Source organism: Bacillus sp. SA1-12, from assembly GCF_000981385.1.
Classification (GTDB): Bacteria; Bacillota; Bacilli; order Bacillales; family Bacillaceae; genus Metabacillus.
The window spans coordinates 98918-113936 of the sequence record NZ_LATZ01000130.1; the positions used below are offsets into that span (position 1 = coordinate 98918).

Sequence of the window (15019 nt, forward strand, 5' to 3'; positions counted from 1 at the left end):
TTCCTCCTTCTATCTCTGCTCTACAACATAGATTAACCACTAACATGATTTGTCTGCTGCAGAATGGCTTTTCGTCCAATGGAAACGTAAAGTATTTCATTGCTTTCCATTTCTGAAAGTGAATAACAATTTCTTCCGTCAAATACTCTTGGACTTTTCATCAGCTTTTTATAGTTTTCAACAGGATATTCGATCATCTCTTGCCATTCAGTGCCAATAAAGGTTAGATCGGCTCCAAGTATCGCCTCATCAATTGATGTGCAATAAATGACACGATCACCCAGAACTTTTTTTGCATTTTCAAGGGCAATTGGATCATAGACAGTCACAATAGAGCCTTTTTTTACCAATTCCTTTGCCAGCACTAGTGATGCTGATTCTCTAACATCATCTGTATTCGGTTTAAAGGCCAGACCTAATAAGGCCGCTTTCTTTCCATATAAATCACCAACGATATCCTCCGCTTTTTTCAGCAATAAAAGGGGCTGATGATTGTTCACCTTTATAACAGATTCCAGGAGCGCAAAATCATGCTTAACATTTCCCGCAAGCTGCACTAAAGCTTTTGTGTCCTTTGGAAAGCACGACCCGCCATAGCCTAATCCGGCTTGAAGGAATTTATCCCCGATTCTGCTATCAAGGCCGATTCCTTTTGCGACATCCTCAATATTTGCGCCAAGCTTTTCGCAAATATTCGCTATTTCATTAATAAAACTGATTTTCGTTGCGAGGAATGCATTAGATGCATACTTAATCATTTCCGAGCTTTTAATATCCGTTCTTACAATGGGAATGTTAAAGGGTTTATACATCTCTTCAATGACATCACCGGCATGCTGGCTGGCAGATCCAATCACAATCCGGTCTCCTTTAAACGTATCCTGAATAGCAGAACCTTCCCTCAAGAACTCAGGATTGGAAACCACTTCTACCAGGAGATGGGGCAATTTATCTTGATAAAGTAACCTTTTCACACGATGATTTGTCCCAACTGGAACCGTGCTTTTAATGGTTACAATCACATGATCTGTTATATTCTCACCTATATCCCTTACTACATCTTCTATATAGAATAAATTTGCTGAACCATCTCTATTTTCAGGCGTGCCAACGGCAATAATAATGACTTCTCTTTCAGCATATGCCTCTTTTGGCGAGGTTGTAAAATACAGACTCCCGTTTCTTACATTTTTTTCAAGCAGATCCTCAAGACCCGGTTCATAGATTGGAGATTTGCCCTTTTTCAACAGCTGTATTTTTTCTTCATTTATATCAATACCTATCACGTCATGCCCAATTTCAGCTAAACATACTCCCGTTACCAACCCGACATAACCAGTACCCGCAACCGTTACTTTCAAGGGATTTGCCTCCTTGTATTTTAGCGATTCAAATATTCCTCTTGATTCAGAATTTTACTTAAATAGTCAAGCAAGTCATTTTTCAATTCATCTCTTTCCAGCGCAAAGTCGATGGTAGCTTTGATGAAACCAAACTTATCTCCAACATCATATCTGTTGCCATTAAAATGATAGGCTAGGATGCTTTGTCTCTTTAATAATGCCTTCAATGCATCTGTTAATTGAATTTCACCGCCTGCACCTGGGGCTTGATGCTCCAATATATCTAAAATTTCCGGAGTTAAGATATACCTTCCCATGATGGCGCTATTTGATGGTGCTTTATCAAGACTAGGTTTTTCGATCAAATCTTCGATGCGATATATTCTTTCTTGCAAAGAATCCTCATCATAGCTGACGATTCCGTATTTGGATACATCTGCTTGATCAACCTTTTGTACTCCTACAACCGCTTGCTCAAATTGGTGAAAAACATTGATCAGCTGCTTTAAGCAAGGGTCTGATCCGTTCGTTTGAACAATGTCATCTCCAAGCATAACAGCGAAAGGCTCATTGCCTATGAATCGTCTCGCACAAAAGATAGCATGTCCAAGACCTTTTGGCTCTTTTTGGCGTATATAATGGATATTAGCAAGTTCTGATATCCGCTGAACTTCCTCGAGGATATCCCATTTTTCTTTGCTGGCTAATGTTTCTTCAAGTTCATATGATTTATCAAAATGATCTTCAATTGCCCGCTTGCCGCGACCACTTACGATTAAGATGTCTTCAATACCCGAAGCTACAGCTTCCTCGATAATATATTGAATGGTCGGCTTATCAACAATTGGAAGCATCTCCTTGGGCTGTGCTTTCGTAGCAGGTAAAAATCTCGTCCCAAGCCCTGCAGCAGGAATAATGGCTTTTTTAATTTGCATAGATACTCCTCCTTGAATGTTGGTTTCGTTTTTATGCCCCTTGCCATGTAAAGGGCTATTTCATCGTTCATATAATGAGCAGGAGTACAAACTCTTTCTCTCCTTACCTACATATATTCATTTTATTGTATTTTATCAATAGAAAAGTTAAGGATACGTTAATTTTCTATAAAGAATGATAAGGCGCTAAGCATTTCTTTTTACCCGAGCCGATGCCGCTTGGAACTAGACACCAAAACGTAGTAATTGTATGAGTCCGTCCTTCCTTACCCTCGAACAAAAGTGCATGTGCCTTAAATTGAAAATAGTCAGATTCTAGAGGGACAAGATGCCGGCAGTCAAAAGCTTAACGTTAATCGACATGACTGCTCTTGCACACCCTGCTTCGGAACTGGTGTATTAGCGCTTTACTATAGTTTAAATCATTTGATCCTTTCAAAGACATCAAAAAATACATTTTCTATAAATCAAAAAAACATGAGGCTAAATCAAAGGATCAGACCCTTTTGAAACAGCCTCATGTTGCGAGTTTAATGTATTAAGCTTTGAAAAGAAGGGATTAGCGATTCCGATATGGCGACATTCCCGCCTAGCAGATAAAAATGCTCTAATCCATTAATATTTCCAGAGACAATGGATGGGATGCTATCATTTTCAACTAGTAATAAAGGTGCATTATACTTTGCAGCTAAAACAGAGCCTGTAAGAGCGTCTGCAAAGTTACGGCCATTCGTAAAGAAAATCTTACTTTGGTCTAGGGATAAGCCGTTTAAAATCTCAACAGCTGTACCAAAGCGATTTTTACCGCTTAGCCTTTGTGAATTGTCTAATTGATTCTCAATCACTGGACTAATCACACTTGTACCGCCTACGATGATCGTTTCATCAACAGTTGAAAGAACTTGGCTCACACGGGCCGAAAGTTTCTCTGTATCTGTTAACAAAATTGGATAGCCGTGTCGAGCAGCATACGGTGCAGCCGCTAATGCATCAGGATAATCCCTTCCATAGGCAAGAATCGCTTTTTCAAAATTGCCGCCAAGCTCTTGGGCAATTTTAACTGACGTTTCAAAACGATTGCTGCCGGAGATCCTTTTGACAGGCAGATTTAGTTCTGTCTTGATGGCATCCTCAACATCCTTGGTAATCGCAACTTCGCCGCCTAGTATAATGATGTTATTTGCTTGGAGACGTTTGATTTCTTCCTTTGTTGCAGTGGTTAACCTATTATTATGCGTTAAAAGAATCGGTGCATCATATTTATAAGCCAACGGGCCGCCTGCAAGAGCATCAGGGAACATATCTCCTCTTGCTAAAATAACCGTGTCCGCATGATCCCAACCGGTCTTAGAGATTTGCACGGCTGTTTTATAGCGGTCAGCTCCAGAAATCCGCGAACCTATACGATTAATATATTTAGAAGCAACAAAGCCTTGTTGTCTGCCGATTTTTACAGGGACCCAAGCAAATCGATTTGCACGGTCGCTTACTTCATCATAAGCAAGTTGGCCTTGTACATTCATGATTGTATTCTTACTAATATTACGTACAACCGGACTTAAAATATCCCCGTTGCCAGTTGTAGGTTTTTCTCGTAATTTTGTATCGAGCGTTGCTTCAATATAATCATTTGTTTGGAGATGGAATTCTTTAGAGACTGTTAATGAATCTGTTAGATTGTATTGCTTTGTTTGAAATTTGATATTCTCACTAGAACCGCAAGTATATTGAAAGTCTTGCGCTTTAAATGGCAGCTGGTCAACCTTTGTTGATAACTCATAATCTTGCTCTAAGTTTGCATAGACACGCTCTTGGTATGCATTTGTATTTCTTGTAATCTCTGAATTTGTGCATTTTTGAAGAGGACTATTTACCGGCTTCGTTCCATTGTAAGCCATGATCGCAAAATACCAGCTTTCAAGCTTCTCTGGGGAATGGTTATTGATTTTTGGTAAATCTGTCCTGGAATAAAAGTTTTCCGCTAACCGTTTCATTCCTTCTTGAATGTTACCAATCGCATTATATTTTATTTTCTCCTCAAGAGCGGGATCATAGGTAGTCAATTGCATAATGCCTATTCCGCCGTCAGTAGTTTCGATTGGCTCACCATCACTCTTGAATTGCTTCCACTCTCCATTTTCCTCAGTCGCTACTGCCTTAGCGATTTCAGGCGGCACTCCATATTGTTCAGAAATGGTTGTAAGTAAACAATTCACCTGCTGGAATGTGGGATTTTTCCCTTTTACAGGTGTGTAACCACAAAGACTTTCGGAAGCTGACGCTGTCTTTCCTTGAAAACTGATGACCGATAATAATGTGACGATCACGACAAATAATTTAAAGTTCAACATGTACCCCCCTAGATTAATAGATTCCTACTCCTACTATAGCAAAATTTAACAAGAGGAATAAATAGTTTGCTTGAAAATATTGGCGAATTATGTTATTTTTTTCACCTGTCAAAATACCTACAACAAAAGAATTTATTGCCATTTTAACTTTTAACTCAATTCCTCTTTTGTTTTAAGCATAAAAAAAGACGATGAATGTATCACCGTCTACTTAGCAATAAAGTATTCCTTTAAATAGTCCGCCCAGATTTTATTTCCGTTTTCATTGGCTTTATTATCTTCCGTTAAATATTCTTCCATCTTAACGTCCTCTAAATCCGGCCAATTCTCCCAATGATTTAAATAGATGATTTTGTTCTCTGCTGAGTAGTCCTGCAGTTGAGCTACTTCTTTTGGATAATACGTTGCAGAGTATAATGGATTAGGAGGCTGGATCATCAAGGTCATATTCTGATTTGCCGCTTTCCAAGAGGCAATCATGGTTTGTATATTTTCTAACGTATTACTAATTCCTACAACACCGTTGTCCTTCAACATTGAAGGTTCAAACAAGAGAATATCAGGCTGCAGCTCGTTTACTTGCTCAAATGAATCATCGTTAACAAGATCTCGCGTCGTTTTGTCACCTGTCGAAAGAACCGTTACCGCAAATACATCTTCCCCGTATGCAGCTTGAAGCTCCTTGCTAAATGACTCTGACCATGCTCCTTTTTCACTGGATGTACCGTAGATAACAAGTTTTACCGGTTTTCCGGTATTTGCCGCCTCTGCGATTTTCTTTTGCAAATGCTCTGGTAAATTTTTAGAATATAAATATGTATCATTACCTGTGTTAGACTCTTCTTCAGTTAATACAGCTGCACTGTTACTTTTTTCTTTCTCACCATGTGCAGATATTTTATTTTTCCAATGGATATTGCCAAAAATAATCGCCGCCCCACAAACAATCAGTGTGACGATGACAAGAAGCTTTTTCACATTGATATCCCCCAATTATCGACATTTTTCTATCTAAAATTATACATAAAAACTGCTAATCTACAAACTATTTCTAAGAAAAATCAGCCGACTGGCGAAGCACAATGAGAAATTGCTCTTATCCTTTATTCTTAAAATTGGCCACTACGTAGAATATTTTCTTAACGGCAAAAAGAAAATGGTTTCCATTTAATGATAGGAAATCGTTTGTAAGTATTGGATCAAATTGACCTCTTCTTTATGCTTTTGCGAGCCTGTTTCTTGGCTGAGCCGTGCCAAACATTCATCGATTGTCATACACTTGCCGCTTTTTACAAGCTGAGACATCCTCTTTATCGCAGTAGGTGTTACATAGTTCTGAGGGATGGATGACGCCGCAAGCTCCTGTAAAATTTCAAAGCGTTGCTGGTCAAGTTCATAAATTGAATTAGCCGTCTGAGATTGATGCCAAAGCTCTGAACGATTGGCCTGACCTTCTTGAAGCTTAACGGCAAAAATGATGTAAATGCTAATAGCAAGAATTGATTGGCCAAGGGCAATATACGGAATAAAGGCTTTGGCATTCTCGAAAAATAAACTGATTGCATAGGTGACAGCAATTATAATAAAGGTAATGCCTGCTGCATTAAGAAAATGACGAATGAACGATATTGTTGGCACCTGCTGCTTATTCATAGACTGGTAGTCTTGATAGCTTTTCATCAATTTAGTCAGCTGATTGTCTATTTGCTGTAAATGCATGGTTAACTCATAACCTACCATTTGGAAAACTCCTTACAAACCTATTTTTTCTTTTATTATTATTTCGGTTTAATGAAAGAGAATGTTAAGGGAAGTAAGAAATTCTGATCGATAATTTTTTGGCAAGAAGTGAAACCTTTTTTATGGGCTAATCGTCTAATAAGCGAGTCTTAGCATGCTTATATCTCCAGAGCGGTATGTCTCTCGCATGACTTGTCTATAAACCTCTGTCAGAGCTTTATAGACAAGCGATCACCACCCTCCCATCTTAGCTTTAAAGGGAAGTTAAGATAGGATAATTGGAAACAATTTTTTACAAAAAAAGATTGTGATAATAGGAAGAGAGAACTATAATCTTTATAGCAGGGCGATTTACATTAAATTGAAAAAGGATGAAATAGATATGAGGGAAACAAAAAAGAAGACGAAAAAGAAAAAGTTTCTATTTATTGCTCTTAGCATTATCGGTTTGCTTATCCTCGGTACTGGCGGATATGCATTTTATCTATATAAATCTGCTGCAGACACAGTCGCAAGCATTCATGAAGATCTAAACCGCGAAAAATCTGAAAAGCGTACGGAAGAAGTACAATTCACTGAGAAAGATCCCATTTCAATTTTATTAATGGGTGTTGATGAACGTAAAGGCGATCGCGGCCGCTCAGACTCTTTAATCTTAATGACAGTCAATCCAAATACAAACTCAACGCAAATGGTCAGCATTCCGCGTGACACTAGAACGGAAATTGTAGGCAAAGGAACACAGGATAAAATCAACCATGCTTACGCATTTGGCGGCACAGAAATGGCGATTAATACGGTTGAGAATTTCCTCGATATTCCAGTTGATTACTTTGTGAAAATCAACATGGAAAGCTTTAAAGATACAGTTGATGCTGTTGGCGGTGTTGAAGTAAATAATACACTTGATTTTACGTATGAGGGATATCATTTCCAAAAAGGCAAGATTTCATTAGACGGTAAAAAGGCATTGGCTTACTCAAGAATGCGTTATGACGATCCACGCGGTGACTTCGGCCGTCAGGATCGCCAGCGTCAGGTAATTGAAGCAGTTATCAAAAAGGGTGCAAATGTTTCATCCATTACAAAATTCGGTGACATGTTCGGCGTTGTCCGTGACAATGTCACAACAAACCTGACATTTGACCAAATGTGGGATATCCAAGCGAACTATAAAGCAGCAAGCCAAAACCTTGAGCAATTCCAAGTTAATGGCTCAGGTGATAAAATCGATGGAATTTATTATTACATCGTTCCAGAAGAAGAACGCACGGCTCTATCTAATCAGTTGAAAGAGCATCTGGAAATTTCCACAAATACGGCTAGTGCAGAGTAAGCTAAAAAGGTTCGTAACTTGTTCGGCTTAAAATCTTAAAATAAAAATAATTACGTATTAACAGCCCAATTAGCTTGCTATTGGGCTGTTTTTTTATCGTTTTTGTGTCTTATGGTTATGGTGGAGTTTATTTATGAAATTCGTTGAGTGGAATGGTCTTTACTGGGGATTTTAACGAGGAATATTTCCATGGATTAGACGGGGGATGTCCTGTAGATGGGGCTATTGGACATTTCCCTTCTTCTCTTCAGGCGTATTGCCCTTTTCATCCTTCCTATTGGACACATTCCTCTCCTTCCTTCCAGGCAATATTGTCCTTTTCATGCTTCCTACTGGACACTTCCCTCCCTCTTTCAGGGCGTATTGTCCTTTTCATGCTTCCTATTGGACACTTCCCTCCCTCTTTCCATTCGTATTGTCCTTTTCATGCTTCCTATTGGACATTCCTCTCCTTCTCTGCAGGCGTACTGCCCTTTACAAGCTTCCTACTGAACATTTCTCCCCTTATCTCCATTCGTATTGTCCTTTTCATGCTTCCTATTCGACATTTCATCCTGTTCTACCGAGGATATGTCCTTCATTAAGGTTTTCATAATTTTTTCAAAGATCCTATCCAAAATTCACAGTTAATCTATTCAAAGCCGAATCAGTTCTCGTTTACGCTGAATGTCCAGGATTTCGTAAAAATCGGCTGCATTTTTAAATAAGAAAGAAATAATCTATAGGATTAGGGACATATACTAAAGGGAAAGGCTATGATATAGTTATTCAGAATAAAACGAGCAGAACGTCATATCCTTAAGGGATGATTGATTTAGGGAGGGATTAAGGTGGAATTTTCTTTTGGCTTTATTGTCTCGATTGCCATTGCGATCTACTTAGCCATTGATGCACCGAAGCATAACAAAAATCCATGGCTCTGGGGAATTTTGGGGTTCATCTTTGGACCAATTGTTCTCGGTATTTATTTAATTCGTACAGGCCGCAAAGTTGCTGGATGGATTATCTTTGTCATCTCCGTTTTACTTATCATACTATTTATTATTTTATTTGGAATAGGTATGTTCTTTTTATTTAATAGCATGTAAGACAGACTATAGAACAAAAAATCCTGCACTTCTTATAAGCGAAGTGCAGGATTTTTTGTGTTGGGAACTTTCCCCATTCTCCTTTATTCAAATTGCCAGGCAATCTTCCATTCTTCCTTGTCTTTAACAACAAACACATTCTGAATAACCTTAAACTTCCCAAACTTACTTTTAAACGTTTGCTGTACCTCCACCCGGCAGACAGTGGAGAAGCCTTTGCCGCCCTTCTCCATTTTCCAGCCTTTAACCTCTTCTTCCTCACCAAGTTCAAACGCAAAGGTGGATACACCGTAATGGCTCATATAAATATGTGAACGCTCTGTCACATATGCATTTTTTGGGAAGCGTTCCTGCATAACTGGATGAAACAGCTCCCACGCGCTGCCAAAATCACCTTCCTGCTCGAACTGATAAAAAGCATGAACGGCATCAGTTGGATCTTCCCCGCCGAGCCCAAATAACATCCTAATCATGACGATGATAAACAACAAAATCGCGATCCCTATCATAACCATCGAAAACTTATTAAAAGATCGTCTCCTCATGTCTCACCTCGCTGCCTGTCTACTATTATGTATGTATGGATGTGGACGAATATTCATTTTGGTATGGACAATGCGAATGGGAATGTCCCGAAAATTGTAAAATATTCCTCGTATGTCGATAATATTCAATTGTGGAGACTGTCCGCCAATTGGTATAATAAAGGTTCAATGTTCAAAATCGTTTATGAGGTGAGTGAGAATTTAGTGGGAGAGGGTATTAAGTTTATTGTTGAGGTTGTGAATACTATTCACGATCTGTTGATTCTCATTATAAATGATGTTCTTGGGCTGCAAATGACAGATAAAGACATGCATTTTTGGATCATGGGGGCTATCGGGATTGCGGCATTTGCTTGTGTGTATGTGATAACAAAGTGGTTGTCACAGCTTCCGTTTGGGATCCATTTGATCGCCTTTTTCTATACATTAACCTTTATGTTTGTCCTTGTATTTGCCATCGAAATTCAGCAGGCGATCACAAATCGCGGCAATATGGAGTTTATTGATGCAGTTATCGGCCTCTGGGGTTTTATCGCGATATTTTTCGTGTATGTTTTAATAGCTGCGATGTTTTACTTAATTAAATTCATCTTTAGAAAAATAACGAAAAAAGATGATGTGGATATATAGAAAAGCGGAAGTGCCTTGCTCAGACTAGGGCAAATATGACGCTAATGAATAGAAGGTGTACTTTACCTTCCATTCATTAGGGGCTAGGCGCTGGAGCTTGACACCGAAATTTCATTAAAATAAAAAAGAAGTAACGCCTTCCAACCAAAGCGCGTTACTTCTTTTTGCATCCTTTAAAGTGCCGTCATAATCCGCTTCTTCTCAACAAAATAAGCCCATTCCTTGAAGCCGATTTCCTTCAGCCGTTTTTTCACCAGGTCAAATTCATCGCCAATCCGTTCAGGTTTATGAGAATCTGAGCCAAAGGTGACCTTTACATTATAAAAGAGCGCCCGTTCTAACATGTCGTCTGATGGGTACCAGCCTCCGCAATCCTTTGTTTTTCCGGATGTATTGATTTCAATGGCAATGTCCTCTTCACCAATCACTTTTAGTGTTTCTTCCACGGATCCTGTTTCGATGTCTGAAAATGCCGGGTAAAAACCTTTCATTGCATCAATATGGCCGAGAATTTGAAAAGCGCCGCTTCTTGCTGATTGCTGAATTAGATCATAATACTCTTCCTTCACTCTTACTTGTTCTTGAGTGGTCAGTCCTTCCCAGCGTCCTTTTTTAAAAATATTCAGATCCTGTACATAGTGCACAGAGCCAATGATGTAATCAAACGGATGGAGAAGGTATTGGTCACGGTAGATCGAAATATAATCCGGGTAAAAGTCGCTTTCCATTCCCAATAAAACATGGATTTTATCTTTGTATTTTTCCTTTAAACGCAGGACTTCTTCAATATACGGAACAAATTCACTTTTCGCCATGGCGATCGTTGGATACAGTTGGTCTTCTTCACTGTAAAAATAAGGTGAATGATCTGATATCCCAATATAATCGAGTCCGTATTCAATAGCTTGCTTGACATAGTCTTCAATAGTACCGACGGCATGTCCACAGAGTTCATTATGTGTGTGAAGATCAAATTTGACCATATGTAAGCCTCCTACTAAAATTAACCAATTTATCTACCTTCATCATAGCTTAGAATTTTGTTTTTTTCCATAAAGAAAACTTGCCGACTGAAGAACCTGATTGGTGTAAAGTGATGAGTAGTAACACTTTTACTTTATACGTAAATTTTGCCGCTGCTTCTTAAAGTGAAAAAAGAGCCCCCACTATTTTACGCGCGGGGGCTTCATTTATACCTCTATTTGATTAATCATCATCACCGTCGTCATCATTATCGTCATCGTGATCATCCATTTCAAGCTCTGTTACTTTTTTTGTTTCAGCATCAATGGTGATTTCCGCTTTGCCATCCTTCGTCTTTAACTCCAAATCATATTCATATCTTTCATCATCTTCATCTAATGAGATTTCCACAACCTCACCAGTCACTTGCTTTTTCGCAATCTCAATGGCTTCTTCTTCAGTTATAATGGATTGATTTGCTGGAGCTGCTTGCAGGTTTCGATCGTCATCATCATCGTCATCCCAGTTTTCATCAACTTTTAGAATTTCTGCTGTATATGCATCAACATCAATATCATAATCCTTTTGGTCCTTATCAATATCTACCTCATAATAGGTTTTCGAAAAATTCTTTTCTAATTCAATACTTTCGACTGTTCCTTCTACCTTTGACAATGCAACTTCCTTCGCTTTTTCAATGCCGATCAGTTCCTTTGCTTGTGAAGCTTTTTGACTGTCCTCTTTCGCATATCCATGATTAATTGCAAGTGTACCGCCTAATACAACGGCTGCTGCCAATGTCATTGTCACGATTTTTTTCATTTCTTTTTTCCTCCTATGTTTTCTGTTTTCTTCTTACAATCTCTACTATAAACAGCAAAAATGAAAGGAGGAGAAAAGAAAGATTAAAATTTGATGAGAAACGGCTAAATTTATTCTCAGGTTTTATTCCGATTCATCTTCTTCATCTTCATCTTCATCTTCATCTTCATCTTCTTCATGTTCTTCCCATAACACGTTTTTTACTTCCCGAGTATAAGCATCAACTTGGACGACCGCATCCTCGCCATTTTCTTTTTCAATCTCAACAAGATAATATGGCGATTGATCAGGTGGTTCCTCAAATTCCACTTCATCAACTGTTCCATTCTGTTCTTGCAAAGCAAGTTTGATCGCTTCCTCTTTAGTTAAAAGAGGGGGTGGTTCTGTTGCAGTGCCAATAATCTCACCGGAATAAGAATCGATTTTGAATGTTGTTGATTTATTATTTTGACTAACAACCGCTTTATAATAGGATGCTTCGTTTTCCTGTACCAGGTCGATTGATTTTACTTCACCTTTTGCAGCAAGGATCGCTTTTACTTCATTTATTGTTAATGGCTTTTTCTCAGGTTGGCTGGGAGGCTGCTCAGCCTTTGCTTCTCTATTTACAGAAATCACCTCACCGCTTTTCGCATCAATCCGAATAAGATAGGTTCCAGTTTCAAGATTCATCGTGATCCGGTATTCACCGTCTGATTTTGTTGTCTGAATAATTTCACCTGGGTAAACTTCCTTTGCAGCTTCATTTGCTTCAGCTTCCGTTAATGTTTGAGCAGATAATGACGGCACCCACCATTGCAAGCTGATGACGAGAATAAAGGCCAAAGCGAGCACACTTCCAATGAGCCAAATCCATTTTTTCTTGTTCACTTGTCACACCACCACTCTAATCCAATTTTCGTCAAATGCTTGAAAAAACCTAAAAGTTGCAAGATTCTTTTCCAAAGTTGCAAAAATATCAGCAAAAGTTGCAAAAATAACATGGAAAGTTGCAAGATTCCGTTTCAACGTTGCATTAAGTTCTATAAAATTGCTGTTTATTCTACTGATTATATCGATGCAAGATGAGAATTTACTGAGAAATCGCATTAAGATAGCGGTAAAAATAATGTTGCCGTTGTTCCTCTTCCTTCAAGACTGTCCATTTCGAGCCTGATATTTATTGCCTTCGCTATTTCATTTGCTACCGAAAGTCCTAGGCCAGAGCCGCCTTGCTTGCGGCTTCTTGCTTTATCCACACGATAAAAACGGTCAAATACCTTTGGCAGATCCTGCTTTGGGATGCCAATTCCTCTGTCCTCGATACGAATATAGGCGTCCTTCTCACTCGTTCGTCCAATATAAACAGCAATCTCATCATCACTATACTTTCGTGCATTATCTAAAAAAATGAACAATAACTGCTTTAATTTTTGTTGATCTGTCGTGACATTGATTTGTTCTTTCCCATGGATATCGATCTGGCGCTGATAGGCATTTTGGAACACTTTTGCTGACTCTGACACCAGGTCATTTAGGTTAAGGTTTTCAAGCTTGATGTTCCATTGTGCTTGATGCTTAGCCAACAGCAGCAATTGCTCAGTCATGTCCCTCATTCTGACCGCTTCCGAATGAATTGCTTCGATTGATTCATCAAATAAATCCGGCTGCTTCTTGCCTCTTCTTTTTAATAGGTCAGCATAGCTTTCAATAATGGTGAGCGGTGTTTTTAATTCGTGTGATGCATTTGATACGAATTGCTCCTGCTTTTCAAAGTTTGCCTCAAGTAAATCAATCATGTGGTTAAAGGTATTACCCATTTCAACCAGCTCATCCTTTGATTTTCCTTTTAGGTTCAGACGTTTAAATTGCCCGCTATTTTGAATATCCTTCATCGTATCAATCATCGAACGGATTGGACGGGTGATAAGATTACTTAAAAGACTTGTTGAAACAAGCACAGGGATCATGGCAATGAACGTGACTGCCAGGAGGACAACGCGAAGGATCGCCAGCATCTCTTCTGTTCTTTCAATACTTCTTGTAAATTGCAAATTGACGATGCTGCCATTCTTCCAGATGATCGGATTTGATGTGAATACATATTGTTTCTTTTGAAACGTGATCAAGTCGCTTTTTTCACCAGGATAAAAGGTTGCTTTTCGCCCTCTTAAATCTTGTTCTGTCTGGGATGTGACCGTTGTGGGCTTATCCTGTTCAAACACAATTTGCAGCATTCCATCAACAGGTACATAGGCACGAAGCAGGTTTCCAGGATCGGCAATATTCGTTACGTCCCGGCTGACATTTTTAGCCACCATCGCTGCCTCTGATTTTGAACGTTCGATCTCATTTGAGATCATCATCTTACTGAAAACAAGGTAAATTGAGACATTCATGACGATTAACAAACAACTAAATAAGACAGCTGTATATAAATTGATTTTATTTCGCAGTCTCATTTTGCATCCTTTAAGACGTAGCCAACGCCTCTTACCGTATGGATGAGCGGCGTCTCATAGTTATAATCAAGTTTTTTTCGAACATAGCGAACATACACATCCACAATATTTGTATCGCCAAAGTAATCATAACCCCAAACCGCCTCTAAGATCTGGTCCCGATTCAATACTTGCCGCTTATTTTTCAATAAATAAAGCAGCAAATCATATTCCTTTGGTGTGAGCTCAATTTCATCCTCGCCCCTCATGACTTCCCGTGTCTTTTCATTCAATCTTAAGTCGCCTGCCGTTAACCATTCCTCTTCATCTGGTTCTGCCGCAGGGGCAGCGGCACGCATTCTTAACACCGCACGGATCCTCGCAAGCAATTCCTCGATTTGAAACGGCTTTGTTATATAATCATTCGCCCCAAGGTCAAGCCCTGACACCTTGTCCTCAACAGAGCCCTTTGCAGTTAACAGGATAACAGGGGTGTAGGAATCCTTCGCCCGGATTCTGCGCAGCAGCTCAATCCCGCTTAGCCCTGGCAGCATCACATCCAGCAAAATCAAATCCCATTTCCCCGAGCGATACGCTTCAAGCGCCTCAATCCCATCAGACGCCTTCCCGACCTGGTAGCCTTCATATTCTAGCTCTAATTCGAGTAAACGTTGAATTTTTTCTTCGTCCTCTACAATTAATATTGATTCGTTGTTCATGGCGGATCCCTCCCTATATGTACCGAAACCTTACCTATTCTCCTTTCATGATAGCTAATTATGCCAGCAATTTCCACGAATTGTGTGAAGTGATGGCATGATCATCCTTCGAAAATATAAAACACCG

14 protein-coding genes are annotated in these 15019 nt (G+C 39.2%); 3 read left to right on the plus strand and 11 right to left on the minus strand.

Annotated elements, in window-relative coordinates; genetic code table 11:
* Positions 1 to 32 precede the first annotated feature (32 nt).
* The 5 genes from WQ54_RS27205 to WQ54_RS27230 form a co-directional block, all read right to left on the minus strand.
* Entirely contained in the window at positions 33 to 1361 is a 1329-nt protein-coding gene (locus WQ54_RS27205) for a UDP-glucose/GDP-mannose dehydrogenase family protein (RefSeq protein ID WP_046589261.1), read from the minus strand.
* A gap of 20 nt (positions 1362 to 1381) precedes the next feature.
* The gene (gene galU, locus WQ54_RS27210; protein WP_046589263.1) at positions 1382 to 2278 is read right to left on the minus strand and encodes a UTP--glucose-1-phosphate uridylyltransferase GalU; all 897 of its coding nucleotides are present in this window, start codon (positions 2276 to 2278) and stop codon (positions 1382 to 1384) included.
* Positions 2279 to 2808: 530 nt separating this feature from the next.
* Positions 2809 to 4629 (minus strand): cell wall-binding repeat-containing protein, encoded by a 1821-nt coding sequence (locus WQ54_RS32240; RefSeq protein WP_084822354.1) that lies wholly within the window; start codon positions 4627 to 4629, stop codon positions 2809 to 2811.
* A gap of 207 nt (positions 4630 to 4836) precedes the next feature.
* Positions 4837 to 5607 carry an SGNH/GDSL hydrolase family protein gene (locus tag WQ54_RS27225; protein WP_046589265.1) on the minus strand — a complete coding sequence of 257 codons (771 nt, stop codon included), beginning with the start codon at positions 5605 to 5607 and terminating at the stop codon, positions 4837 to 4839.
* A 189-nt stretch (positions 5608 to 5796) separates the two neighbouring features.
* Positions 5797 to 6369 carry a hypothetical protein gene (locus tag WQ54_RS27230; RefSeq protein ID WP_046589266.1) on the minus strand — a complete coding sequence of 191 codons (573 nt, stop codon included), beginning with the start codon at positions 6367 to 6369 and terminating at the stop codon, positions 5797 to 5799.
* A gap of 382 nt (positions 6370 to 6751) precedes the next feature.
* Between WQ54_RS27230 and WQ54_RS27235 the strand changes: the two genes are divergently transcribed.
* Positions 6752 to 7705, plus strand: a complete 954-nt coding sequence (locus WQ54_RS27235) for a LytR family transcriptional regulator (RefSeq protein ID WP_046589268.1) — start codon at positions 6752 to 6754, stop codon at positions 7703 to 7705.
* A gap of 830 nt (positions 7706 to 8535) precedes the next feature.
* The gene (locus WQ54_RS27240) at positions 8536 to 8793 is read left to right on the plus strand and encodes a hypothetical protein (protein ID WP_052738006.1); all 258 of its coding nucleotides are present in this window, start codon (positions 8536 to 8538) and stop codon (positions 8791 to 8793) included.
* An 83-nt stretch (positions 8794 to 8876) separates the two neighbouring features.
* Here WQ54_RS27240 and WQ54_RS27245 read toward each other — a convergent pair whose 3' ends face one another.
* On the minus strand, positions 8877 to 9338 hold the full coding sequence (locus tag WQ54_RS27245) for a hypothetical protein (RefSeq protein WP_046589272.1): 462 nt from the start codon (positions 9336 to 9338) through the stop codon (positions 8877 to 8879).
* Between the two features lie 39 nt (positions 9339 to 9377).
* Between WQ54_RS27245 and WQ54_RS27250 the strand changes: the two genes are divergently transcribed.
* On the plus strand, positions 9378 to 9968 hold the full coding sequence (locus WQ54_RS27250) for a hypothetical protein (RefSeq protein WP_231597666.1): 591 nt from the start codon (positions 9378 to 9380) through the stop codon (positions 9966 to 9968).
* A gap of 173 nt (positions 9969 to 10141) precedes the next feature.
* On the opposite strand, the gene WQ54_RS27255 is transcribed toward WQ54_RS27250, so the two are convergent.
* The 5 genes from WQ54_RS27255 to WQ54_RS27280 form a co-directional block, all read right to left on the minus strand.
* Positions 10142 to 10951: a histidinol-phosphatase gene (locus WQ54_RS27255; protein WP_046589276.1), complete on the minus strand. Its 810-nt coding sequence runs from the start codon at positions 10949 to 10951 to the stop codon at positions 10142 to 10144.
* A gap of 223 nt (positions 10952 to 11174) precedes the next feature.
* The gene (locus WQ54_RS27260) at positions 11175 to 11753 is read right to left on the minus strand and encodes a PepSY domain-containing protein (RefSeq protein ID WP_046589279.1); all 579 of its coding nucleotides are present in this window, start codon (positions 11751 to 11753) and stop codon (positions 11175 to 11177) included.
* Positions 11754 to 11876: 123 nt separating this feature from the next.
* The gene (locus tag WQ54_RS32245; RefSeq protein ID WP_052738008.1) at positions 11877 to 12623 is read right to left on the minus strand and encodes a PepSY domain-containing protein; all 747 of its coding nucleotides are present in this window, start codon (positions 12621 to 12623) and stop codon (positions 11877 to 11879) included.
* 218 nt (positions 12624 to 12841) lie between these two features.
* Entirely contained in the window at positions 12842 to 14194 is a 1353-nt protein-coding gene (locus WQ54_RS27275) for a cell wall metabolism sensor histidine kinase WalK (RefSeq protein ID WP_046589285.1), read from the minus strand.
* Positions 14191 to 14892: a response regulator transcription factor gene (locus tag WQ54_RS27280; protein WP_046589289.1), complete on the minus strand. Its 702-nt coding sequence runs from the start codon at positions 14890 to 14892 to the stop codon at positions 14191 to 14193. The genes WQ54_RS27275 and WQ54_RS27280 overlap by 4 nt, the downstream gene beginning before the upstream one ends.
* Between the last annotated feature and the right edge of the window lie 127 nt (positions 14893 to 15019).